21 protein-coding genes are annotated in these 21,794 nt (G+C 70.8%); 9 read left to right on the top strand and 12 right to left on the bottom strand.

What is annotated here, in order from left to right; genetic code table 11:
• Window positions 1-154: 154 nt before the first annotated feature.
• The 3 genes from QWY80_RS11755 to QWY80_RS11745 all read right to left on the bottom strand — a co-directional run bounded on the left by QWY80_RS11755 (window position 155) and on the right by QWY80_RS11745 (window position 3,668).
• Window positions 155-724, bottom strand: coding sequence for a hypothetical protein (locus QWY80_RS11755; RefSeq protein ID WP_290231672.1), 570 nt, complete (start codon window positions 722-724; stop codon window positions 155-157).
• An 83-nt stretch (window positions 725-807) separates the two neighbouring features.
• Window positions 808-1,728 (bottom strand): ketopantoate reductase family protein, encoded by a 921-nt coding sequence (locus tag QWY80_RS11750; protein WP_290231670.1) that lies wholly within the window; start codon window positions 1,726-1,728, stop codon window positions 808-810.
• Window positions 1,725-3,668, bottom strand: a complete 1,944-nt coding sequence (locus tag QWY80_RS11745; RefSeq protein ID WP_290231668.1) for a DNA topoisomerase III — start codon at window positions 3,666-3,668, stop codon at window positions 1,725-1,727. The genes QWY80_RS11750 and QWY80_RS11745 overlap by 4 nt, the downstream gene beginning before the upstream one ends.
• Before the next feature lie 122 nt (window positions 3,669-3,790).
• Here QWY80_RS11745 and QWY80_RS11740 point away from each other — a divergent pair, with 122 nt between their 5' ends.
• The 3 genes from QWY80_RS11740 (at window position 3,791) to QWY80_RS11730 (ending at window position 7,435) form a co-directional block, all read left to right on the top strand.
• Window positions 3,791-5,035 (top strand): ABC1 kinase family protein, encoded by a 1,245-nt coding sequence (locus QWY80_RS11740; RefSeq protein ID WP_290231667.1) that lies wholly within the window; start codon window positions 3,791-3,793, stop codon window positions 5,033-5,035.
• Window positions 5,036-5,098: 63 nt separating this feature from the next.
• Complete coding sequence (locus QWY80_RS11735; RefSeq protein ID WP_290231664.1) at window positions 5,099-6,928, top strand: SEC-C domain-containing protein; 1,830 nt, start codon at window positions 5,099-5,101, stop codon at window positions 6,926-6,928.
• A gap of 57 nt (window positions 6,929-6,985) precedes the next feature.
• Window positions 6,986-7,435: a YHS domain-containing (seleno)protein gene (locus tag QWY80_RS11730; RefSeq protein ID WP_290231662.1), complete on the top strand. Its 450-nt coding sequence runs from the start codon at window positions 6,986-6,988 to the stop codon at window positions 7,433-7,435.
• A gap of 18 nt (window positions 7,436-7,453) precedes the next feature.
• Here QWY80_RS11730 and QWY80_RS11725 read toward each other — a convergent pair whose 3' ends face one another.
• Window positions 7,454-8,821: an AmpG family muropeptide MFS transporter gene (locus tag QWY80_RS11725; RefSeq protein ID WP_290231659.1), complete on the bottom strand. Its 1,368-nt coding sequence runs from the start codon at window positions 8,819-8,821 to the stop codon at window positions 7,454-7,456.
• A 117-nt stretch (window positions 8,822-8,938) separates the two neighbouring features.
• Between QWY80_RS11725 and rfaH the strand changes: the two genes are divergently transcribed.
• The 5 genes from rfaH to QWY80_RS11700 all read left to right on the top strand — a co-directional run bounded on the left by rfaH (window position 8,939) and on the right by QWY80_RS11700 (window position 12,097).
• Window positions 8,939-9,472 (top strand): transcription/translation regulatory transformer protein RfaH, encoded by a 534-nt coding sequence (gene rfaH / locus QWY80_RS11720; RefSeq protein WP_290231657.1) that lies wholly within the window; start codon window positions 8,939-8,941, stop codon window positions 9,470-9,472.
• A 48-nt stretch (window positions 9,473-9,520) separates the two neighbouring features.
• On the top strand, window positions 9,521-10,027 hold the full coding sequence (locus QWY80_RS11715) for an FKBP-type peptidyl-prolyl cis-trans isomerase (protein ID WP_290231655.1): 507 nt from the start codon (window positions 9,521-9,523) through the stop codon (window positions 10,025-10,027).
• Window positions 10,028-10,155: 128 nt separating this feature from the next.
• Window positions 10,156-10,269, top strand: a complete 114-nt coding sequence (ccoM, locus tag QWY80_RS11710) for a cytochrome c oxidase subunit CcoM (protein ID WP_290231653.1) — start codon at window positions 10,156-10,158, stop codon at window positions 10,267-10,269.
• 200 nt (window positions 10,270-10,469) lie between these two features.
• Window positions 10,470-10,907: a hypothetical protein gene (locus QWY80_RS11705; RefSeq protein ID WP_290231651.1), complete on the top strand. Its 438-nt coding sequence runs from the start codon at window positions 10,470-10,472 to the stop codon at window positions 10,905-10,907.
• Window positions 10,907-12,097, top strand: coding sequence for a PqqD family peptide modification chaperone (locus QWY80_RS11700; RefSeq protein ID WP_290231649.1), 1,191 nt, complete (start codon window positions 10,907-10,909; stop codon window positions 12,095-12,097). The genes QWY80_RS11705 and QWY80_RS11700 overlap by 1 nt, the downstream gene beginning before the upstream one ends.
• A 16-nt stretch (window positions 12,098-12,113) precedes the next feature.
• Here the strand turns inward: QWY80_RS11700 and QWY80_RS19415 are convergent, their stop codons facing one another.
• The 5 genes from QWY80_RS19415 to QWY80_RS11675 all read right to left on the bottom strand — a co-directional run bounded on the left by QWY80_RS19415 (window position 12,114) and on the right by QWY80_RS11675 (window position 17,454).
• Window positions 12,114-12,842, bottom strand: a complete 729-nt coding sequence (locus QWY80_RS19415) for a transglycosylase SLT domain-containing protein (protein WP_353960452.1) — start codon at window positions 12,840-12,842, stop codon at window positions 12,114-12,116.
• Window positions 12,781-14,502 (bottom strand): proline--tRNA ligase, encoded by a 1,722-nt coding sequence (locus QWY80_RS11690; protein ID WP_290231647.1) that lies wholly within the window; start codon window positions 14,500-14,502, stop codon window positions 12,781-12,783. Before QWY80_RS11690 ends, QWY80_RS19415 begins: the two co-directional genes overlap by 62 nt.
• Before the next feature lie 148 nt (window positions 14,503-14,650).
• Window positions 14,651-15,574: a carbon-nitrogen hydrolase family protein gene (locus QWY80_RS11685; protein ID WP_290231645.1), complete on the bottom strand. Its 924-nt coding sequence runs from the start codon at window positions 15,572-15,574 to the stop codon at window positions 14,651-14,653.
• Entirely contained in the window at window positions 15,571-16,167 is a 597-nt protein-coding gene (locus QWY80_RS11680; protein ID WP_290231643.1) for a GNAT family N-acetyltransferase, read from the bottom strand. The genes QWY80_RS11685 and QWY80_RS11680 overlap by 4 nt, the downstream gene beginning before the upstream one ends.
• 81 nt (window positions 16,168-16,248) lie before the next feature.
• Window positions 16,249-17,454 carry a benzoate/H(+) symporter BenE family transporter gene (locus tag QWY80_RS11675; RefSeq protein WP_290231641.1) on the bottom strand — a complete coding sequence of 402 codons (1,206 nt, stop codon included), beginning with the start codon at window positions 17,452-17,454 and terminating at the stop codon, window positions 16,249-16,251.
• A gap of 139 nt (window positions 17,455-17,593) precedes the next feature.
• Here QWY80_RS11675 and QWY80_RS11670 point away from each other — a divergent pair, with 139 nt between their 5' ends.
• Window positions 17,594-18,166, top strand: a complete 573-nt coding sequence (locus QWY80_RS11670) for a helix-turn-helix domain-containing protein (protein WP_290231639.1) — start codon at window positions 17,594-17,596, stop codon at window positions 18,164-18,166.
• Window positions 18,167-18,548: 382 nt separating this feature from the next.
• Here the strand turns inward: QWY80_RS11670 and araD1 are convergent, their stop codons facing one another.
• The 3 genes from araD1 to QWY80_RS11655 are packed head-to-tail and all read right to left on the bottom strand — an operon-like array spanning window position 18,549 to window position 21,784.
• A complete protein-coding gene (araD1, locus tag QWY80_RS11665; RefSeq protein WP_290231636.1) occupies window positions 18,549-19,541 on the bottom strand; it encodes an AraD1 family protein in 993 nt (330 codons plus the stop codon).
• Window positions 19,542-19,549: 8 nt separating this feature from the next.
• The gene (locus QWY80_RS11660) at window positions 19,550-20,722 is read right to left on the bottom strand and encodes an L-rhamnonate dehydratase (protein WP_290231635.1); all 1,173 of its coding nucleotides are present in this window, start codon (window positions 20,720-20,722) and stop codon (window positions 19,550-19,552) included.
• Between the two features lie 30 nt (window positions 20,723-20,752).
• Window positions 20,753-21,784, bottom strand: a complete 1,032-nt coding sequence (locus QWY80_RS11655) for a 4-hydroxythreonine-4-phosphate dehydrogenase PdxA (protein WP_290231633.1) — start codon at window positions 21,782-21,784, stop codon at window positions 20,753-20,755.
• Window positions 21,785-21,794: the final 10 nt, after the last annotated feature.

The raw sequence follows: 21,794 nt of genomic DNA, 5'->3' as shown, positions 1-21,794 counted from the left end.
AAGAGGGAGGATTATCGTAGGAGGGCAACTATGTTGCGCGACTGGCGCCGTCAGGCGCCCGGCGGTGTCACGGGGCGTCGATTAACACCGCCGGGAGGCCTGCGCCTCCATCGCCCAATAAATTGGCCTCCTGCAATCTGCTTGCAGCGTCCAGCTAGAAGGGAATATGCACCGAGGCGGTGATCAGGTTGAGGTGCGCCATGTCGGGGGCGTCGTACTCCTCGAACACCAGGCGGCTGACGAAATGGTTGAACTGGAGTCGGGCGCCCAGGCCCTGGACCCGGGTGGTACCCGCCGAATCGAGGGCGTCGCGGGGAATCACCGCGTCGCCTTCCCAGCCCACCAGGCCGGACTTGGCGTAGAGCCCCAGCCGACCGAGGCGGACGCCGGCCACCAGGCTGCCGCCCAGGCTCACGGTATCGAGCAGCAGGCTCTGCTCGCCGAGATGGGTCGGTACCTCGTCGCTCTCGCGGTAGCTGAACTCGGCGCCCAGGTCGAGCCTCGGCAGCCGTACCGGCGTGAAGCCGGCGATGAGGCGGAAGCCGGAGGTGTAGCCGTCCGGCGTCTCGATATCGCGTCCTTCGATCACCACGCCATTGTCGAGGTGCATGAGGTCGGCCCGCTGGCCGGCGAAGGACGGCGTCGCGTCCTCGGCCGACGCCAGGGGGCAGGCGGCGATGGCCAGACAGACCGCCAGGGTGGCGGTGGCGGAACCCCTCGGCATGATGATCCCTGTCCTTGCGCTGCGGCCAGGGGGAAAGCCGGTGGGGAGGGGCCGCAGGGCGAGTCGTTATGGATCTATACAAGTTAGCAAGGCGCAGCGTGATCCGCCAGCCAGGCGTGCAGTTCGGCAAGTCGCGGTGCCGCCAGGCCATGGCGGTTCGCCGCCGCCAGCAGCGGGCCGAGGATCGCCGCGTGTTCGGTGGGTCGGCCGGCCAGCACGTCCTGGAGCATGGAGGCGCGGTTGCCGGCGGTAGCCTCCACCACGCGCCATACCAGGGCCCGCCAGCCGTCGAGGCCTTCGCCTGTGGGGGGCGCGATGCCCTCGGCGGCGAGGATCGTCGCCAGCTCCGCGATGATCGCCTCCACCGCGGGGTGGAAGGCGTCGTCGCGGAGCTCGCCGTTGCGGATGCGGTGGCGCGCCACCAGCGGGTTGATGGCGGCGTTGACGGCGAGCTTGTGCCACAGCCGGGTGCGGATATCGTCCACCGCCCGGCATGGCAGGCCGCTGCGCCTCAGTACCCCGGCCAGTGTCCGGGCCAGCGCGGCGTGGCCGCCGTCCAGGGCGCCCACCAGGGTCTCGCCGTGGCCGGCATGGACGACCCGGTCGTCGCCCTCCACGTAGGCGCCCTCGGTGGTGGTGGCGCACAGCACCGGCCCGGGGTGGCGCTCGGTGAGCCGCGGCTGGACGTCGAAGCCGTTCTGCCACAGCATCAGCGGCGTGTTCGGGGGCAGGGCGGTGGATACGGCGTCATAAGCCGCCTCGGCGGCATAGGCCTTGGTGGTCAGGTGCACGATATCCGGCGCGAAGGGCGGTGGTGTGTCGAGGGTGGTACAGGCCACCGTCCGCTGGAGCGGTGCGCCCTCCGGGGGAAACAGCCACTGTTGTGCGGGCAGTGTGCGGCGACCGACCAGCGCTACCCGGTTTCCGCCACCAGCCAGGCGCAGGGCGATGAGCCGGCCGATGGCGCCGGGGCCGACGACCCAGTGCGTCTCGATGGCGGTCATGGGCTCTCCTTGCCACGGCGAGGCGAGCGGCGCACGCTGCCCTTGCCACTGCGGTGCGATGCCGCGCCGCGCCGACGCCGGGGTGACTCGGCCGCCCTGGGAGCGGCCTCCTCGCCCTGGGCGCTGGCGAGCGCCTGGCGCAGCCGGCCGGCGTCGGCGGCCCCGAGCAGGCCGCGCAGGTCCTCCACCAGGGCGGCGAGGAAGGGCGCGGGGTCGGCCTCCCGCTCGGCGATGGCCGAGAGACGCTGCTCCCAGAGGGCGGTGCGCTCGGGGCGGCTCGCCGCCTCGGGCAGCGAGGCGATCAGCGCGTTGCCCAGGCGGGTGGCGCGCAGGGCCTTCTGGCGGCGCACCAGGTAGCCGCGCTCCACCAGGGTCTCGAGGATGCCGGCACGGGTCGCCTCGGTGCCCAGGCCGTCGTGCTCGCGCAGGGTGCGCTTCACCGCGGCGTCGTCGACGTAGCGGGCGATGTTCATCATCGCCTTGATCAGGCTGGCGTCGGTGAAGGGTTCCGGCGGGCGAGTCTCGCGGTCCTCCACGCCGGCTTCCCTGACCCGGCACGCCTCGCCCTCGCTGAGCGGCGGCAGTGGCGGGGCCTCGTCGCGGGTGGTGAACAGCGGCTTCCAGCCGGGGTCGAGGATCTCCTGGCCGCGGGCACGGAAGATCTCTTCCAGGATGACGAACTCCGCCTTCACCTCGCGGGTGGCAAGCGCGGGATAGAACTGCGCCAGGACGTTGCGGGCGATCAACCGGAAGACCTTGGCCTCGGTAGCCGAGAGCCGGGCGGTGTCCGCCGGTCGGCCGGTGGGAGCCAGCGCATGGTGGGCGCCCACCCGCTTGTCGTTCCAGGCCTTGGAGCGGCGCGAGAAGTCGGCGCCGGCGAGCCACTCGCGCAGGGTGGCGTCGTCCCGGCAGGCGCCCTCCAGGGTACCGCGCGCGCCGGCGAAGTGCTCCTCGGGCAGGTAGCGGCAGTCCGAGCGCGGGTAGGTGATCAGCCGATGGCGCTCGTAGAGGGCCTGGCAGGTGTCCAGCACCGCCTTGGCGGAGAGCCCGTAACGGCGCGCGGCATCCACCTGCAGCGCCGACAGCGAGTAGGGCAGGGGAGCGGCCTGGCGCTTGTCCTGGCGGGTCAGCCTCGTCAGCCGTCCCTCGGCACCGGGCAGCCGCTCGGCCAGTTCGGCGGCGGGCTCCCGGGCCAGCAGCCGGCCCTGGTCGTCCAGCGGCCGGCCCTCGCCCGGCACCCACCAGGCGCGCAGCTCGCCGCGGGTCACCGCCAGGTCGACCCACAGCACGTAGAAGGGCTTGGGCACGAAGTCGCGGATCTCGGCGTCACGGCGCACCACCAGGCCCAGCACCGGGGTCTGCACCCGGCCCACCGAGAGCACCCCGTCGTGGCCGGCCTGGCGGCCGGTGAGGGTCCAGGCGCGGGACAGGTTGATGCCGTAGAGCCAGTCGGCGCGGGCCCGCGACTCGGCGGCGCGATACAGTGGCTGGTAGCGGGCGTTGTCCTCCAGGCGGCCCAGGGCGCGCTGCACCGCCGGGCGGTTGAGGTCGCTGACCAGCAGCCTGGACACCGGCCCCTTCCAGCCCAGGTAGTCGATCACCTCCTGCACCAGCAGCTGGCCCTCGCGGTCCGGGTCGCCGGCGTGCACCACCTCCCGGGCTCCCTTGAGCAGGCGGCGGATCACCGCCAACTGGCCGCGGGCCTTGGGGCGCGGCGTGAGCCGCCAGCGGTCGGGGAGGATGGGTAGGGTATCCAGGCGCCACTGCTTGAGGGCCGGGTCGTAGGCGTCGGGGGGCGCCTGCTCGAGCAGGTGGCCCAGGCACCAGGTGACGGTGGTATCGCCCGCCGCCAGCGCGCCGTCCTCGCGGCGGGGCGAGCCGGGCAGGGCATCGGCGATGGCGCGGGCCAGGCTGGGTTTCTCGGCGATGATCAGGCGCATGGCGGTCTCGTTCCTGAAGACATGGACATTCTTCCAGTATCCAGGCGTCCTGGCCAGGGGGCACTGGCGTCGGATGATGTACAATCCTTGTATCACTTGACCTCGAGCGGGGGAGCGAGCCGATGCGCGAGCGAGGCAGGACGCGGCGGCTGTTGGGCCTCGGGGCGCGGACCGGTGGCGCCGTGATCCGCACTCGGCTGGGCGGCCAGGCCGACTGGCGGGCGCTCGGCGAGGCGCTGTTCGAGGGGCTCGCCGAGCTCAAGGGGCCGGCCATGAAGCTGGCGCAGATCATGGCCCAGTGGGACGACCTGCTGCCGCCGGACCTGGCCGACGAGCTCTCGCGCCTGCAGCGCCAGGCCGAGCCCATGCCCTGGGCAGCGATCCGCAACACCCTGGAGGCCCAGTACGGCGACCTGGCCCGCCACTTCCGCGAGGTGGAGGAGCGTCCCTTCGCCAGCGCCTCCATGGGCCAGGTGCATCGCGCCCTGACCCGTGACGGCGAGAGCCTGGTGCTCAAGGTGCAGTATCCGGGGCTCGTCGAGGTGCTGGAGGGCGACCTGGCCCAGGTGCGGCGCCTGATGCGCCTGGGCCGCTGGCTCAAGGTGCCCCAGGCGCGTCTCGACGCGCTCTTCGAGGAGCTGGCGGCGAGCCTGCGCGGCGAGCTCGACTACCGTGCCGAGGCCGCGGCGCTGGCTCGCTACCGGGCGCGCTATGCCCACCTCCCGGGCCTGGTGATCCCCGAGCCGCTGCCCGACCTCTGCGGCGAGCGGGTGCTGGCCATGCGCCACGTGCCGGGCACGCCGCTGCGCGAGCTGGAGGGGACCGACGACGCCAGTCGCCAGCGCATCGCCGTGACGCTCGCCGACTGGCTCACCGAGGAGCTCTTCACCCACGGCGAGCTGCATGCCGACCCCCATGCCGGCAACTTCGCCGCCGACGACCGGGGGCGGCTGGTGATCTACGACCTGGGGGCGGTGATCCCGGTGCCCGAGGCGCGCCTGAAGGCCATGGTACGCCTGCTGGATGCCACCCTGGCCGGCGACCCCATGGCCATGGACGCGGCGCTGCTCGCCCTCGGCGGCCGCCAGGGCCAGGGGGCACCGCTGGCGCTCTATCGGGAGTCCGCCGAGGCGGTCTCGGCGCTGTTCGCCCCCGGCGAGCAGGACTTCGCCGACGTGCGGGTGCATCGCCGGCTGCGTGAGCTGTCGCCGCGGGTCTGGGCGGCCATGGACCGCCTGCAGCCGCCCGCCGACACCCTGCTGCTGTCGCGCACCCTGAACGGCCACTACTGGAATCTGGTGCGCCTCGGCGCGCGGCTCGACATGCACGCCCGCACCCGGCCGCTGTTGGAGTGGGCACGCCACTGACCGGCTGCCAAGCGCCTCGGCGGGCTGTTAGACTGTGCCGTTTTCCGGACGGTGGAGTGTGCGATGCTGGCAGTATGGGTGGAACAGCTGCTGGGGTTTGCCTCGGGGGCGCTCACGGCGATTCGCCGTGACGAGCGCTATCCGACCTTGATGGCCTGGGCCCGCGAGGAGGGACCCGAGCTGGTGGGCGGGAGCCTGCCGCTGGCCCAGGCGCTGGCGCCGGAGCTGTGGTGCCAGACCCCGCTCGAGCGCCTCGACTTCGGCTGCGAGCCACTGGCCCGCCCCGGGCGCAACGAGCCGTGCTGGTGCGACTCCGGGCGCAAGACCAAGCACTGTTGCGGCGCCGTGAGCCTGCCCGGTTCGGTCCCGGGCCACCTGATGTGGATGCTGTCGCTGCGCGACTGGAAGGGCGAGACCCTCAAGGCCGCCCTGGAGAGCGGCCGGGCACCGGCCCAGGCGCTGCTCGAGGCGGGACTGATCGCCGCCGAGACCGGCCAGCGCGGTCGCGCCCAGCAGATCCTCGAATCGCTGTTCGGACGCGGCGACTGGTCGCGCCTGCCGGAACAGGCCGAGCCGGCCTTCGAGATCCTCATCGACCTCTACCAGGAGCGCGGCTTCCATCGCAAGCGCGAGGCGCTGCTCGACGCGGTGCTCGAACACGGCCCGCTGTTCCTGCGTGGCGTGGCCCTCGAGCGCCTGTGCCTGATGCACCTCGACAACGACGACCTGGACAGCGCCCGGGCCGCCTTCGTGCGCGCCCAGCAGGCGCTGCCCGACTCGCCGACCCTGGCCTACATCGAGGCGATGCTGCTGCTCCACGAAGGTCACGAGCAGGAAGCCGCCGAGCGCGCCCGCTTCTGGTTCCGTCGCCTGGCGCGCCAGGGCGACCTGGATCAGGACCAGCTGCAGTTCCTGGCCGACCTGGCCGCCAATCCCGGGGCCACCCTGGCCGAACAGCTGCTCAATGCCGAGGAGGACCTGGCCGGGCCGCTGGCCTCGCTGCAGGCGCTGCTCGAGGCGCTGCCCACCGCGCCGCGCCTAGAGGTGTCGCGTACCGAGCAGGGCCGCCTGGAGTATCACACCACCGCCCGGGAGGACACCCTGCACGCCGTCTGGCGCGAACACTTTCCGGCGGCCGCGGTCACCGACTCGCCGCTGGGGCTGGACGACGACCCCTGGCAGGAGGCGGCGGAGTGGCTGGGCGAGCTGTGCAGCCATCCCGAATGGCTGGATGCCCCGGTGGTGGTGCAGGAGCTGGCCCTGGCGCTGACCAGCCGCTTCGGCAGCCTGCCGTGGATGGCGCCGAGCTTCTTCGTGCCGCTGGCCGCGCGACTGGAGCGCTGGCTGGAGCAGGTGGCCGCCGAGGGGCCGGGCACCCTGGCCTGGGACGATGCCGACAACGCCGTGTTGCTGCGCACCGGCCTGGCCCTGGTGGTGGGCATGGAGCGCGGCGCCCGCCAGCGCTCGCGCGGGCTCGCCGAGCGCCTGCTGGCGCTGGACGACCACGACAGCCTGGGGCTGCGCGAACTGGTGCTCGATCAACTGCTGCGCGACGGCCGCGACCGGGAGGCGCTGACGGTCAGCGAGCAGGCCCCGGAGGGCGGCACCGAGGGCCCGGCCCTGGGGCTGCTGCTGGGGCGCGTGCTGGCCCTCTATCGCCTGGAGCGGGGAGACGAGGCGGAGGCGGCCCTGGCGACGGTGCGCCGCCACAATCCCCATGCCCTGAAGATGCTGTGTGCCGAACACCCGCGCCCGGTGCCCGGCGCCGACGACGGTGCGGCCGAGCCCGGCAGCCGTGCCGAGGCCTGGCAGTACCGCACCCTGATGCGCGACCAGTGGCGCACCACGCCCGGTGCCCTGGACTGGTTGCGCCGGCAACTGGACCACCTGTAAGGCGGGGAACCTCTTCCCGACAGAACCTCGGTAGGGTGGATCGAGAGGAGGCATGCCATGAAACGTCACGCTGGGTTGCTGGCCGTCGCCCTGGCGTTCGGCCTGAGCGCTGCCCCGGTGGCCGCCGACGAAGGGCGCATCTTCACCCGCGATGGCCTGGCCATCGGCGGGACCGACCCGGTGGCCTATTTCACCCGGGGCCAGCCGGTGCCGGGGCTGCCCGAGCATCGACTGGAATGGCGCGATGCCACCTGGCAGTTCGCCTCGGCCGAGCATCGCGAGCTCTTCCAGCAGGACCCCGAGGCCTATGCGCCCCAGTACGGCGGCTGGTGCGCCTGGGCGGCGGCGCGCGGTGAGGCCGCTTCCACCATTCCCGAGGCGTGGAAGATCGTCGATGACAAGCTGTACCTGAACTACAGCCGGTGGATCCAGTGGCGCTGGGAACGGGACCTGCCGGCCATCATCCAGGCCGCCGACGAGCACTGGCCGGACATCTTCGCGGAGTGATCCAGCAATGCGCCGGCGTCAGGTGGTGCGCGGCGAGGGCGGCGGCACCAGCTCCCGGTCGCGGCTGATCCAGATCGCCAGCAGCACCGCGGGCAGGCCCAGCGCCGTCGAGACCAGGAAGAAGGTGGCATAGCCCTCGCCGCTGACCACCAGGCCGCCGAAGCCGCTGAGGAACTTGCCCGGCAGGGTCATCAGCGAGGAGAACAGCGCGTACTGGGTTGCCGTATACGCCCTCGAGGTGAGACTCGACAGGAACGCGATGAACACCGCGCTGGCCAGGCCGTTGGCCAGGTTGTCGCCGATGATGGCCATCACCAGCATCGGCAGGCTCTGCCCGGCCAGGGCCAGGGCGGTGAACAGCAGGTTGGTCAGCGCCGCGGCCGTGGCGCCCAGCACCAGGATGGGGCCGATGCCGTAGCGTGCCACCAGCAGCCCGCCGAGGATCCCGCCGCCGATGCTCATGGCGATGCCGAAGACATTGGTGACGTTGGCGATGGTGGCCAGCGTGAATCCCAGATCGATGTAGAGGGGGTTGGCCATGGAGGCCATGGCCAGGTCGCTGATCCGGAACACCGCCACGAACAGCAGCAGCCACAGCGCCTTGCGCCGGTGGCGGGTGAAGAAGTCGGTGAAGGGGCAGACGATGGCGCCGATGACCCAGGCCCCCAGGCGGCGCAGCGCCTTGGGCCGGCCGCGGCTGGTGCGCAGGAAGGCCCGCACCCGGGGCTCGTGGATCAGTTGGGTGGTCAGCGACAGCCGCGCGGGCTCGGGGCGCACCAGCACGGTGACCACCCCCACCCCCACCAGGGCGGCCATGGTCAGGTAGGCGGCCTCCCAGGAGAGCCAGGAGGCCACGTAGAGGGCCCCGGCGCCGGCCGCCAGCAGGCCGCCGCGATAGCCGATGATGTAGGTGGAGGCCATGGCCGCCTGGACGTCATCGGGGGCCGACTCGATGCGGAAAGCGTCGATGGCGATGTCCTGGGTGGCCGAGCCGAAGGCCACCAGCAGGGCGAAGGCGGCCACCAGCGGCAGGTGGCCGGCGGGGTCGAGGCTCGCCAGGCCGATCAGCCCCGCGACGATCATGCCCTGGGCCAGCAGCATCCAGCTGCGCCGCTGTCCCAGCGTACGGGTCAGCAACGGCAGCGCCAGGCGATCCACCACCGGGGCCCAGAAGAACTTGATCGAGTAGAGCATGCCGATCCAGGCGAAGAAGCCGATGGCGGCCACCTCCACGCCGTCGCTGCGCAGCCAGGCCGAGAGGGTGGAGAACACCAGCAGGAAGGGCAGGCCGGCGGAGAAGCCCAGGAACAGCATGGTGATCACCGGGGCGCGCAGGTAGATCGCCAGGGCATCACGCCAGCTGCGGTGGGCGGTGGGAATCGACATGGGGCTCTCCTTGCATCGATGGTAGAATCCAGCCGCCGGGTGCCCGGCCCGGGCGTCGGGCCGATTGTTGCAGAGCCCCGGCAGCGATACCAGCATCCGGCCCCCGACAGGAGTCCCATGAACGAGAGTGACGAGACACAGGAGCATGATGAAGCGGCCGTGCCCCGCTGGTACGTGATCCAGTGCAAGGGCGGCGAGTCCTTCCGCGCGGCCGAGCACCTGGCCAACCAGGGCTATGAGGTGTTCCACCCGGTGCTCGAGGTCCAGAAGAAGCGCCGCGGCAAGCTGACCTGGATCACCGAGCCGCTGTTCCCCTACTACCTGTTCATCCGCCTCGACCGCCTGGTGAGCAACTGGCGTCCCATCCGCTCCACCCGGGGCGTGCTCAAGCTGGTCGGCTTCGGCGACATGCCGGTGGCGGTGAACGACGGCCTGGTGGCCACCCTGCGCGAGCACGGCAGTCGGCGCGACCAGGATACCAACCTCTACTTCCGCGCCGGCGACCGGGTGGAGATCACCGAGGGGCCCTTCAAGGACCTGCAGGCGGTGTTCGCCAGCCACAAGGGCGAGGAGCGTGCCATCGTGCTGCTCGACCTGCTGCATCGCCAGCAGCGCCTGGAGATGCCCGTCTCCCGGCTACGCCGCGGCTGAGCCGAGCCGCTGCGACCGCGAATCCCCCCGCTTTTCGAGGAGAGTTCCATGACCATCGCCCCCCAGCGCGTGGTGACCCTGCACTACGTCCTGAGCGACGTCGACGGCCAGCTGCTCGACGACTCCCGCGCCCGCCAGCAGCCGCTCGAGTACCTGCACGGCCATCACAACATCGTCGAGGGCCTCGAGCGCGCCCTGGATGGCCAGGCGGAAGGCGCCGAGCTGACGGTGACGCTGATGCCCGCCGAGGCCTACGGCCTGCGCAACGAGTCGCTGGTGCGCGAGGTGGCCCGCGACGCCTTCCCGGTCGACGACCTGGCGCCGGGCATGCGCTTCCAGACCCCGGGCGACGACGGACCGGAGGTCGTCACCGTGCTCGAGGTGCGCGATGACGGCGTGTTGATCGACACCAACCACCCGCTGGCCGGTCGCACCCTGTGCTACCGCCTGCAGGTGCTCGCCGTGCGTGACGCCACCCGCGCCGAACTCGCCAAGGGGCATCCCCTGCCGCCGGGGACCGATCACGCCGAGGTGGAGGACAAGAAGGTGCCCTGAAACCTGACCTGGATCAATTCCCGCCCCGGGCCGGGGCGTACCCCAAGCGAAACTTGATGCAGGTCAGCTTTCCCCTCGCGCTCCCGGGCTAGAGTGCACTCAACACATCGAGACGCGAGGGCAACGCCATGTACTGGGATGACGCGGTAATCTTCGGACTCGTCACCGTCGCGATGATGATTGCCTTCATGGGGGGATGGATCGGCTTCGTCATTCGCGACCACCGCAGGAAGAAGCACTGAGCCATTCGCCACAGCGAGTCGTCAGGGGAGGGGGGAGTCATCCCCCCGTGGCCGACCCACATGGGTCGGCCTTTTTTCGTCGCCATCGTGCAACAGCCGAGGAACAAATCGACAACCAGCGCCATTGGCGCCTCCCGGCCTGGAGAGCGGCAGGTCGGAGGGCTAGTCTGAACGTTGTTCGATAACTCGGAGGAAGCATCATGACGGCCCAACGAGACGACTCCCGGCCCGACGAGGCCAGGCGCCAGCGCCGGCGTCGCCTGCTCGCCACCCTGGGCATGGGCCTGGCCGGTGCCTATGTGGCCCCGACCCTGTTCAGCGTCGGCCAGGCCCATGCCTGGCACGGCCATGACGGCCGCCGGTCGCGGCCGAGTCGCAGCCGACCCAGCTATTCACGGCCCAGTCGTAGTCGCCCCAGCCGCTACGATGGTCACCATGCCCATCGCCACGATCACTACCATCGCCGCGACGACGACCACTACCATCGCCGCGACGACGACCACTACCATCGCCGCGACGACGACCACTACCATCGCCGCGACGACCGCTACCATCGTCGCGATGAGCGTTACGACTATCGAAACGATCCGATCCGGCTGGCCGAGGATATCCTGTTCGGCCGGCCCGACCGCTGGTGATGGACAGCAACGTCGAGGACGCGTCGCTGGCCGGCCTGGGGCGCTGCCTGCGCTTCACCGATGCCCCGAAGGTGGCGCGGGACCTGGCGGCGGCCCTGCCGGGCTGGCCGCTGACGCTGCAGCCGGCGGCGGGACCGGCACCCACCATCCGGCTGCGCGGCCAGGGGGCCGGGTATTGCCAGCACTCCCCCGAGCTGCCCGAGGGGCTCGACCTGCCCACGTCGGCCTCGGCGGCCTGCAGCCTGATCGCCGACCTGGCCGGCGAGTTCTTCGTCCGACACCCCGAACTCATCGGCCTGCACTGCGGCAGCGTCGAGATCGATGGGCGGCTGGCGATCTTTCCCGAGGCCCACCGTGCCGGCAAGAGCACCCTGACCGTGGCCTTCGCCGCCGCGGGCTACCGGGTGTTCGGCGACGACGTCCTGGGCCTGACGCCGGGAGGCGAGGGCGTGGCGCTGGGCATCGCCCCGCGCCTGCGGCTGCCGCTTCCCGACGTCGCCCCCGAGCTGGCGGCCTATGCCGAGCGCCGGGCCGGCCCCGAGGACGCCCGCTACCGCTTCGTGGTGCCGCCGACGGGGCGCCTCGCCGAGCACGGCGAGAGCCGGCCGCTGGGTGCCCTGGTGCTGCTGGAGCGCGACGCGACGGCGCGGGAGCCGGAGGTGCTGAGGCTCGCCCCGGGGGAGGGCCTCGCCCAACTGCTGTGCCAGAACTTCGCCTACGACACGCCCGGCGAGGCCCTGCTGGTGCGCCTGCTGCCCTTGATGGAGCGGCTGACCTGCCTGCTGCTGCGCTACCGCGAACCGCTGGCCGCGGCCTGCCGGCTGGCGCGGGAACTGGAGGGCGTGGCCGATGCCATGGCAGGGGCGGCGTCGCCGGTGGCCGGGCGGATGGCGCCGCGCGCGGGCGAGAGCCTCGACCCGGACGCGCGCTGGCGGCCGGCGGCGGGGGTACGCCGCTATCCGCTGCGTGACGAACTCTTCCTGATCCATGCCCCGAGCGGGGAGATCCACCGCCTGAACGCCACCGGCCGCGCCGTCTGGACCCTGCTGGAGTCGGAGGCGCTCTCCGGCGAGGAGCTGGGGGAGTTGCTGGCCGAGCACTTCCGCAAGCCGCGGGAGGCGGTCACCGACGATGTCTGCCTGTTGCTGGCGGGACTGACGGATGCAGGACTGATCACCAGCGCCGGGTGAAGTGGCAGTGCCAGGCTCAGCGCTGGACGGTGACGCGCTCGAGGCCGGCGTCGGGGCGCCAGTGGCGACCCCAGGCGCGCATCACCCGCTCGGGGTACCAGCTCTTGCCCAGGCTGCCGTTGTAGCGGGCCAGGGCGCGGGTCAGGTCGCCGTGTTCCACCGCCAGGTAGTGGGCGAGTATCGTGCAGCCGTAGCGCAGGTTGCGCCAGGGGTCCTTGAGGTCGTCGGCGGGCAGGCCCAGCTCACGGATCCAGAACGGCATGATCTGCATCAGCCCCACCGCCCCGGCCGAGGAGACCGCCTGGGGCTCGAAGGCGCTCTCCACCTGGATCACCGCCAGTACCAACTCCGGCGGCAGCCGCGCCAGGCGGGCCTCATGGTAGATGCGTTGCAGCAGTTGCCCGCGCCGCTCGGCATCCTTCACGAAGCGCGAGAGGCTCGGCTCCATGGCGTTGTACCACTGTCGGGCGGCCCAGATCTCGGCCGCGTCGCGTGGCGCGCTGAGCGCCTCGTCGAGGGTGGTGCGCAGGGTATGGGGCGCGGCGGGCAGCGGCTGGACCAGCAGCGGGCGCTGCCGGGCCTCCAGCGAGTCGAGGAAGTCGTGATCGTCGGCCGCCGCCGGCGGAGCGGCGGCGAGCCAGATAACGGCCAGCAGGGCCGTAGCCCCACCGGCCGGGGCGTGCCTAGCGGCGGATCTTCTCGCGCAGGAAGTCGAGGATCTCTTCCGCCGGCACCATGGTGGCATCACTGTCACGGCGTCCCTTGTACTCCAGTTCACCCTTGTCGAGCCCCCGGTCCCCGACCACCAGGCGATGGGGCAGGCCCATCAGCTCGTGGTCGGCGAACTTCACGCCGGGTCGCAGGTCGCGGTCGTCCAGCAGCACCTCGTAGCCGGCCTCGCCGAGGGCGCGGTAGAGCTTCTCCGACTCCTCGCGCACCCGCTGCGACTTGTGGGCGTTCATCGGCACCAGCGCGACCTGGAAGGGCGCGATGGCGTCGGGCCAGATGATGCCGGCGTCGTCATGGTTCTGCTCGATGGCGGCCGCCACCACCCGGGTCACCCCAATACCATAGCAGCCCATCCACGGATGCAGTGCACGACCTTCGTCGCCGAGCACGGTGGCATTCATCGCTTCGCTGTACTTCTTGCCGAGCTGGAAGACGTGGCCCACCTCGATGCCGCGCTTGATGGAGAGGGTGCCCTTGCCATCCGGGGAGGGGTCGCCCTCCACCACGTTGCGCAGGTCGGCCACCCGCGGCAGGGCCACGTCGCGCTCCCAGTTGATGCCGAAGTAGTGCTTGCCGTCGACGTTGGCGCCGGCGCCGAAGTCGCTCATCAGCGCCACGCTGCGATCGATGACGATCGGCATCTCGAGGCCCACCGGGCCCAGCGAGCCGGGGCCGGCACCCACCACGGCGCGGATCTCCTCCTCCGTGGCCATGGTCAGGGGCGTGGCCACCTCGGGCAGGTGCTCGGCCTTGATCTCGTTCAGCTCGTGGTCGCCACGCACCAGCAGGGCGATCAGGCCGCCCTCGGCGCCGTGCACCATCAGGGTCTTGAGGGTCTTCTCGATGGGCAGGCCGTGTTGCTCGACCAGGGCGGCGATGGTGCGGGCATGGGGGGTGTCGACCAGGCGCAGCTCCTCGCCGGGGGCGGGGCGCTCGGGCGTGGTGCCCAGCGGGGCCGGCAGGGCCTCGGCCTTCTCGATGTTGGCGGCGTAGTCGGACTCGCTGGAGAAGACGATGGCGTCCTCCCCGGAGTCGGCCAGCACGTGGAACTCGTGGGAGTTGTCGCCGCCGATGGCGCCGGTGTCGGCCAGCACCGGGCGGAAATCCAGGCCCAGGCGGGTGAAGATGCGCGAGTAGGCATCGTACATGGCCCGGTAGGTCTCGCCCAGCGAGGCCTCGTCCACATGGAAGGAGTAGGCATCCTTCATGACGAACTCACGGGCGCGCATCACGCCGAAGCGCGGGCGGATCTCGTCGCGGAACTTGGTCTGGATCTGGTAGAAGTTGGCCGGCAGCTGCTTGTAGCTGGCGATCTCCTTGCGCACCAGGTCGGTGATCACCTCCTCGTGGGTGGGACCGACGCAGTAGTCACGCTCGTGGCGGTCCTTGAGGCGCAGCAGCTCGGGGCCGTACTGCTCCCAGCGGCCGGACTCCTGCCACAGTTCGGCGGGCTGCACCGCCGGCATCAGCACCTCCTGGGCGCCGGCGCGGTCCATCTCCTCGCGGACGATGCGCTCCACCTTGCGCAGGGTGCGCAGGCCCACCGGCAGCCAGGTGTAGAGGCCCGAGGTGAGGCGGCGGATCATCCCCGCGCGCAGCATTAGCTGGTGGCTGACGATCTCGGCGTCGGCGGGCGTTTCCTTGAGGGTGGCGATCAGCAATTGGGTGGCGCGCATGGGTCCGGCGTATCCTCGGTCTCGTCAAACGGGAAGGGCCGCGAGTCGGCCGCAATGACCCCGCATTGTACGGCCAAGCGGCAGGGGCGGCAAAAGGCTTCCCCGCGGCGTCGGATCCTTGCCGATGGCGGCAGCCTCGCCGCCCGGATCAGTAGCCTCTCGAGTCGGCCGCCAGATCTAGGTGTTGGAGCCCCTGGGCCAGGCGACTGTGCTGATGGGGCCAGTCATGGAAGTTGTTGACCTGGCCCCGCTCGCGCAGGGCGCGGATCAGCGGCAGGTCGAGGGTGGCCAGCTGCCAGCCGGGGGCGTCGTCGCCCCGGATCAGGATGCCGTCCGGTGGAAAGCCGTGATCGCAGGGGGTATAGACGGCGGCGTGACCGGTGTTGATATCGACCGCCGGCGACCAGGGCGCCTCCCCCACGGTGGGGGAGTGGACGACGGCCACCTGCTGCTCGATGGCGCGGGCCTGGGCGGAGAGGCGTACCCGGTGGTAGCCGGCGAGGGTGTCGGTGCAACTGGGCACCAGCAGCAGGTCGGCGCCGGCCTCCACCAGGGTCCGGGCCAGGTCGGGGAACTCGCAGTCATAGCAGATCAATACCCCGAGGCGCCCCGCCGGCGTATCGAAGAGGCGCAGGCCGTCGCCGGGACCGACGCCCCAGTCGTCGTTCTCGAAGCGGGTCATGATCTGCTTGTCCTGGTGGGCCGCGCGTCCGTCCGGAGTGATCAGCCAGGCGCGGTTCACATAGCGATCGTCGTCCACGCGCCACGGCAGGGAGGGCGTCAGCAGGGTGACCGCGTGGCGCCGGGCCAGGCCCGTCCAGGTGGCCAGGTAGTCATCGCGCAGCGGCTGCAATGCCTCGAGCTGGGCGCTGAGGTCGCCGAGCACCGCCTCCGGCAGCAGAGAGGTCAGCTCCATGCCGCCGTACTCGGGAAACACCAGCAGCTCGGCGCCGCGCCCGGCGGCGTCCGCTACCCAGCGGTTGGCCTTGTCGACGAAGTCGTCGAAGCGCCGCAGGCGGTCGATGGGATACTGGGCGGTGGCGACGGTGACCCTGTGGCATGCCGACGTCATGGGCGCAGCGCCTTGAGCCAGAAGACCATGGGCTTGTCGGTCTCCTCGGCATCGTCCAGGTCCTTCCAGCGGAAGCTGGTGGCGAGCTCGGGGTGGCGCTCGTAGCCCCGCGAGCGCCAGAAACCGTGCAGCGGCACATAGCCGGCGGGGCGGCGGGGATGGTCGTCGGAACGCTCCACGGCGCAGAAGGCCGTGATCTCGAAGCCTCCGGCGCGCGCATGGGCCTCCCGCTCTGCCATGAAGGCCTTGCCGATGCCCTGACCGCGGTACTCCGGCAGCAGCACCGACTCGCCGTAGTAGAAGACCGTCCGCGGGTCGATGCCAGCGCCCTCGAAGGGAGTGCGGAAGTCGTCGACTTCGTCGACCAGCGGCTGGCCCGTGGCTGCGCCCACAAGGTCGTCGCCGTCGAAGGCCAGCACGAAGAGGCTCGCCGGGTTTTCGGCGTAGCGGCCCAGGTAGGCGGCCTCGTAGGCCGGGTCGCCGTCATAGAGGTAGGGGTAGTCGCGAAACACCCGGATGCGCAGTTCGGCCAGCGCCTCCAGGTGGGGGGCAATGGCCTCTCCGCGGCGGATGGTCAAGGTCGGTTCGTTCATGGCCTCTCTCCAGCCGGTGAAAGGCTGGCACCCTAGCAGGCGCGCGTCGTGCCGCCAATGCTCGCCACGACATGGGATTGCTCAGCGGCGCCAGGCATCCAGTCCCAGCATGGCCAGGCCGGCCGCCAGCCCCCAGAAGGCCGAGCCGATGCCCAGCAGGGTCACCCCCGAGGCGGTGAACAGCAGGGTGACCAGGGCGGCGTCGCGCTGGCGCGCGTCGGCCATGGCGCCGGCCAGGCCGTTGCCGATGGTACCGAGCAGCGCCAGGCCGGCCAGCGACGCGATCAGCGCGGGGGGGAAGGCGGCGAACAGCGTCGTGACGGTGCCGCCGAAGATCCCCAGCACCAGGTAGGCGACGCCGGCGGTGACCCCGGCGGCATAGCGGCGCGCCGGATCCACATGGGCCTCGCGTCCCTGGCAGACCGCGGCGCTGATCGCCGCCAGATTCAGCGCGAAGCCCCCGAAGGGGGCAAGGAGAAGGCTGGCGCCACCCGTCCAGCCGATCAGCGGCGAGACCGGCGGGCGATAGCCCGCGGCCTGCAGCGCCGCGCTGCCGGGCAGGTTCTGCGACGCCATGGTCACCACGAACAGCGGCAGTCCCACGCCGATCAGCGTCGCCGGCGCGAAGGCCGGGGCGGTGAACACCGGCAGCGTCGGCGCGAGGCCCAGCCCGGTGAGGGACAGCTGCCCCCGCACCGCGACGATCGCCACGCCGGTCACCAGCACCAGCAGCACGGCGTAGCGGGGCGCCAGGCGACGCCCCAGGCCGTAGGCCAGCAGCATGGCCAGCGGCAGGCCCCAGCGGGACTCCAGGGTGACGAACAGCTCGAGGCCGAAGCGCAGCAACACCCCGGCGAGCAGTGCCGCGGCCAGCGCCGGTGGGATGCGGCGGACCAGGACATCGAACAGGCCGGTGACCCCGCACAGGGTGATCAGCAGCGCCGAGAACAGGAAGGCGCCGATGGCCTCGGCCATCGGTACCCCGGGCAGGCTGGTGGCCAGCAGGGCCGCCCCGGGCGTCGACCAGGCGGTGAGGATGGGCATCCGGTAGCGCAGCGAGAACCCCAGGGTGGTGAGCCCCGAGCCGATGCCCAGCGCCCACATCCAGGAGCCGATCTGGGCCTGGCTGGCGCCCGCCGCCTCGGCGGCCTGGAAGATGATCACCGCCGAGCTGCCGTAGCCGATGGTCACCGCCACCAGGCCGGCCACCAGGGTGGAGAGGCTCAGGTCTCGCCACGCCGAACGCCGGGGCGGCGGCGCTTCCATCGCCCGCGTCTCGTCCACCATCGTCTCCTCCCCCTGGGTCGTCCCAACGTGCGCTATAACGTACAATGCCGGCAGGCTAGCACCGTGCGCTATAACGCACAAGTGAGCCCCACCGAACCCGCCGGTGCCATCGGCGTCGGGGCCCTTGAAGGAGCACAGCATGCAGGAGATCGCCGGACACATCGCGCAGCGCTTGAGGGCGCTGCGCCGGGCAAAGGGCTGGAGCCTGGATCGCGCCGCCCGGGCCACCGGGGTCAGCAAGGCGATGCTCGGCCAGATCGAGCGCGGCGAGTCGAGCCCCACGGTGTCGACGCTGTGGAAGATCGCCAGTGGCTTCGCGGTCTCCTTCTCGTCGCTGTTCGCCCCGCCCGGCGGCGAGGGCGAAGTGGCCACGGCGGGGGAGACGCGCTGGGGGCGCGACGCCGCGGGCATGCAGGCACGGGTGCTGTTCGCCTTCGACCCGCTACTCGGCTTCGAGATGTTCGAGATCGAGCTGGCGCCCGGCGCCGAGAGCGCCTCGACGCCCCACGCCCAGGGCGTGGTGGAGCATATCGTGGTGCTGGAGGGCGTGCTCGGCCTCACCCTGGAAGGCGGCGAGGAGCGCAGGCTCGCGCCCGGCGAGGGGCTGCGCTTCCACGCCGACCGTCATCACCTGATGCGCAACCTCGGCGAGGGGCCGCTGCGCTTCCACGATGTCATCCACTACCTGCCCGGGGCGGCCGCGGGCGACTGAACGCTTGTCCGGCCGTGCGGGGCATCAGGCCTCGTCGATGGCGCGGATGACGGCCTGGTCGCCGGTGACGGCGCTTTGGCCGATCAGGGAAGTGCCGTGTGGCGTCATGCGGTCCTCCAGAAGGTCCAGGGCTATCGCAGATAGCTTCCATCGCTCGGGGCTGATCCGGCGACAAGCCTGCGAGGAGGCGCTGTGAACCCCTCCTTGGGCGCTACCGACGCCCTGCTTCGCTCTCGCATCCTGCTCCGCTTGCAGGGCCGGGGTTGGCCATCCATGGCCAACCCGTTCGGAGGGATCCTCCTCACCCCTGGCGTAGGACCTCCTCTTCGGCTTGTCCCCGGCGCCCCTCGCTGTCGGCAACTGCGATAGCCCTACCAGAAGGTCAGAGTGACTTGACGTCGGTGGCGAGAGGGCGCGACGCGACGCGCAACGGATTGCGCAGCGGCCGGCCGAATGCCGCCAGGGCGATCTCGAAGCGGTCGCCGTCGCGGGGCTGGATGCCGTCGGCGAAGCTCAGGGTCGCGGTGCCGAAGAAGTGTACGTGGACGTCGCCGGGACGCCGGAAGCCGGGGTACTTGAAGTGGTGGTGCTCGAGGTTGGCCAGGCTGTGGGCCATGTTGGCCTCGCCGGTGAGGAACGGCTTCTCCCACAGGGTCTCGCCGTCGCGCACGATACGGCTGGTGCCTTCCAGGTGCGCGGGTGGCTCGCCCACCAGCAGCTCCGGGCCGAAGCTGCAGGCGCGCAACTTGGAGTGGGCCAGCCACAGGTAGTTGAAGCGCTCGGTGACATGGTCGGAGAACTCGTTGCCGATGGCGTAACCGACCCGCCAGGGGGTGCCGTCGTCGCCGATCACATAGAGCCCGGCGAGCTCCGGCTCCTCGCCGGCGTCCTCGGCAAAGGCCGGCGAGGGCAGCGCCGCCTCGGGGGCCACCACACAGTCGCCGTCGCCCTTGTAGAACCACTCCGGCTGGGCGCCCACCTGGCCGGGGGCCGGCTTGCCGCCCTCCACGCCCAGCTGGAACATGCGCATGGAATCGGTCAACTCGGCCTCGCTGACCTGGGTCTTGGCATGCATCGCCGAGCGGGTGTCGGCGCTGCCCAGGTGGGTCAGGCCGGTGCCGGTGACCAGGCAGTGGGCCGGGTCGGGATGGGTCAGCGGCGGCAGCAGGCGCTTCTCGTCGACGAGTTGCTGATAGTCGATCAGCTCCTCATCGAGCCGCACCTCGATCACCGCCGACAGGGACTGCTCGCTGGCGATGGCCAGGCGCGCCAGGGCGTAGGTGCCGCCATCGAGACGAATCGGTCGCACGGCGTCGTGGTTCTCTACCAGGGCAGCACGCGGCTGCCCTTCCTCGAGATACTGGATCAGTCGCATGGCCGGCCTCACTCGATGATATGGAACTGGTCGAAGTAGTCCTCGTTGAGCGACAGGCCGAGACCCGGTTCGTCGTCGTCGAGGTCGATGAAGCCTTTCTCCGGCTCGGGGTCCCCCTTGAACAGGTAGTAGAAGAGCTCGTTGCCGATCTCCACGTCGTGGACCGGGAAGAATTCCGACATCGGCGAGGCCAGGGTCGACATGGTCAGGTGGTAGTTGTGCATCTGCCCGGCGTGGGGGATCACCGGCACGCTGAACGACTCGGCGATGGCGTTGATCTTGCGCGCGGCGGTGATGCCGCCGACCCGGTTGGTGTCGTACTGGATGACCGAGATGGCACGCTTCTCGAGCAACTGGCGGAAGCCGTAGTGGGTGAACTCATGCTCGCCGCCGGAGATCGGGATGCTGGTCAGCCGGTTCAGTTCCGCGTAGCCGTCGATGTCGTCGGCGAGCACCGGCTCCTCCAGCCAGCGTGGCTGGAAGCGCTCGAGCCGGGGCAGCATGCGCTTGGCGTACTCCAGGTTCCAGCCCATGTAGCACTCGAGCATCAGGTCGATGTCCTCGCCGATCACCTCGCGCACCGCGGCGACACTGTTGAGGTTCTCGCGCATGCCGGCGGGGCCGTCCTTGGGGCCATAGCCGAAGCGCATCTTCATCGCCGTGAAGCCCTGGTCGAGGTAGGTCTGGGCCTCCTCCTGCATGGATTTCAGGTCGGTGCGGTAGAGCTTGGAGGCGTAGCAGGGGATCTTCTCCTTGGTGCGCCCGCCGAGCAGCTTGAACACCGGCTGGTTCACCGCCTTGCCCATGACGTCCCAGATGGCGATATCGACCCCGGAGATCGCCGCCATGCCGATGCCCTTGCGCCCCCAGGCGTGGGTGGCGCGGTACATGCGTTGCCACAGGTACTCGTAGTCGAAGGGGTCCTGGCCGATCACCAGCGGGGCCAGGTACTGGTCGATGATCGCCTTGGCGATGCGCGGGGCGAGGGCCACGTTGCCGAGGCCGACCAGGCCGGTATCGGTTTCGATCTCGACCGTGGTCCAACCGTGGAAGCGGAAGGTGCCCATGGAGTCGCTCTTGTCCCAGAGCTCATCCATGGCGTTGGAGCAGAAGTGGGGCTGCGCCGGTACGGTGTGGCCCTTCCATTCGAAGACGCGGGCTCTGACCTGTGTGATCTTCATGTGTCGTGGTTCCTTGTAAAAGTGGTGTCGTCAGGCACTGGTGGCGGTCGCGAGACGCTGGCGTCTCAGGTTCTCGCCCATGCGGCAGGCGATGGTGAAGGCGTTGCGGGTCGGGCCCACGTCGGCCTTGCCCTGGCCGGCAATGTCGAAGGCGGTGCCGTGGGCCGGAGTGGAAATGGGAATCGGCAGGCCGCCCTGCACCGTGACGCCCTGCTTGAAGCCCATCAGCTTGATCGCGATCTGTCCCTGGTCGTGGTACATGGTCACGATGGCGTCGTAGTCGCCGTCGCGGGCCTTGAGGAAGATGGTGTCGGCGGGGAAGGGGCCCTCGACGGGGTAGCCCTCGGCCCGGCACGCCTTGACGGCGGGCTCGATGACCTCGATCTCCTCACGTCCGCAGGTGCCGCCTTCCCCGCCATGGGGGTTGAAGGCCGCCACGGCGACACGCGGTGCCTCGATGCCGGCCAGCTTCAGCGAGTCGTGGATCAGCCGGCTGGCGGCGACGATGCGCTCCTCGGTCACGTAGCTCGCGGCGTCCTTGAGCGGGATGTGCGACGAGATGCGCGAGGTCCAGAGGTTCCCCAGGGTATTGAACTCGCAGAAGTACCCCCTCACCCCGAGCTTCTCGGCGAAGAAGTGCAGCTCGTCCTCATGCTGAAGGCCGCCCTTCTTCATCGAGAACTTGTTGAGCGGGGCGAAGCAGATGGCGTCGACCTCGCCGGCCTGGGCGGCATCCAGGCAGCGCGCCAGGACCGAGAGCACGGAGGCGCCGCCGGCCGCGGTCTCCTCGGCGTAGTCGACGGCACCCTCGGTGACGCTATCGACCGGCAGGAAGACCGGGCCGTCATGCCGGCGGGCGTCGGCGAAGTCGGCGACCTCGGGCAGCTCATGGGGCTGGCCGGCCACCCGCTGGCCTTCCTGCCATACCCAGCGGTCCCCGACCAGTACCGTGTGCACGTTCTCGAACAGGGGCGTTTCGGCGAAGAGCCGGGCGATCAGCTCCGGGCCGATGCCGGCGGGGTCACCCAGGGTGACGGCGATAAGGGGGCGTGAATCGGTCATTGAGGGCTCC

It is taken from the genome of Halomonas ramblicola (assembly GCF_030409215.1).
Lineage (GTDB): Bacteria > Pseudomonadota > Gammaproteobacteria > Pseudomonadales > Halomonadaceae > Halomonas > Halomonas ramblicola.
The sequence above is the reverse complement of the archived record's forward strand: the minus strand, read 5'-3'. Positions and strand labels throughout refer to the sequence as shown.

Coding starts and splice junctions, on each gene's coding strand:
- QWY80_RS11755 (WP_290231672.1), bottom strand. CDS start 724: ATGCCGAGGGGTTCCGCCACCGCCACCCTGGCGGTCTGTCTGGCCATC.
- QWY80_RS11750 (WP_290231670.1), bottom strand. CDS start 1,728: ATGACCGCCATCGAGACGCACTGGGTCGTCGGCCCCGGCGCCATCGGC.
- QWY80_RS11745 (WP_290231668.1), bottom strand. CDS start 3,668: ATGCGCCTGATCATCGCCGAGAAACCCAGCCTGGCCCGCGCCATCGCC.
- QWY80_RS11740 (WP_290231667.1), top strand. CDS start 3,791: ATGCGCGAGCGAGGCAGGACGCGGCGGCTGTTGGGCCTCGGGGCGCGG.
- QWY80_RS11735 (WP_290231664.1), top strand. CDS start 5,099: ATGCTGGCAGTATGGGTGGAACAGCTGCTGGGGTTTGCCTCGGGGGCG.
- QWY80_RS11730 (WP_290231662.1), top strand. CDS start 6,986: ATGAAACGTCACGCTGGGTTGCTGGCCGTCGCCCTGGCGTTCGGCCTG.
- QWY80_RS11725 (WP_290231659.1), bottom strand. CDS start 8,821: ATGTCGATTCCCACCGCCCACCGCAGCTGGCGTGATGCCCTGGCGATC.
- rfaH (WP_290231657.1), top strand. CDS start 8,939: ATGAACGAGAGTGACGAGACACAGGAGCATGATGAAGCGGCCGTGCCC.
- QWY80_RS11715 (WP_290231655.1), top strand. CDS start 9,521: ATGACCATCGCCCCCCAGCGCGTGGTGACCCTGCACTACGTCCTGAGC.
- ccoM (WP_290231653.1), top strand. CDS start 10,156: ATGTACTGGGATGACGCGGTAATCTTCGGACTCGTCACCGTCGCGATG.
- QWY80_RS11705 (WP_290231651.1), top strand. CDS start 10,470: ATGACGGCCCAACGAGACGACTCCCGGCCCGACGAGGCCAGGCGCCAG.
- QWY80_RS11700 (WP_290231649.1), top strand. CDS start 10,907: ATGGACAGCAACGTCGAGGACGCGTCGCTGGCCGGCCTGGGGCGCTGC.
- QWY80_RS19415 (WP_353960452.1), bottom strand. CDS start 12,842: ATGCCACCATGGTGCCGGCGGAAGAGATCCTCGACTTCCTGCGCGAGA.
- QWY80_RS11690 (WP_290231647.1), bottom strand. CDS start 14,502: ATGCGCGCCACCCAATTGCTGATCGCCACCCTCAAGGAAACGCCCGCC.
- QWY80_RS11685 (WP_290231645.1), bottom strand. CDS start 15,574: ATGACGTCGGCATGCCACAGGGTCACCGTCGCCACCGCCCAGTATCCC.
- QWY80_RS11680 (WP_290231643.1), bottom strand. CDS start 16,167: ATGAACGAACCGACCTTGACCATCCGCCGCGGAGAGGCCATTGCCCCC.
- QWY80_RS11675 (WP_290231641.1), bottom strand. CDS start 17,454: ATGGTGGACGAGACGCGGGCGATGGAAGCGCCGCCGCCCCGGCGTTCG.
- QWY80_RS11670 (WP_290231639.1), top strand. CDS start 17,594: ATGCAGGAGATCGCCGGACACATCGCGCAGCGCTTGAGGGCGCTGCGC.
- araD1 (WP_290231636.1), bottom strand. CDS start 19,541: ATGCGACTGATCCAGTATCTCGAGGAAGGGCAGCCGCGTGCTGCCCTG.
- QWY80_RS11660 (WP_290231635.1), bottom strand. CDS start 20,722: ATGAAGATCACACAGGTCAGAGCCCGCGTCTTCGAATGGAAGGGCCAC.
- QWY80_RS11655 (WP_290231633.1), bottom strand. CDS start 21,784: ATGACCGATTCACGCCCCCTTATCGCCGTCACCCTGGGTGACCCCGCC.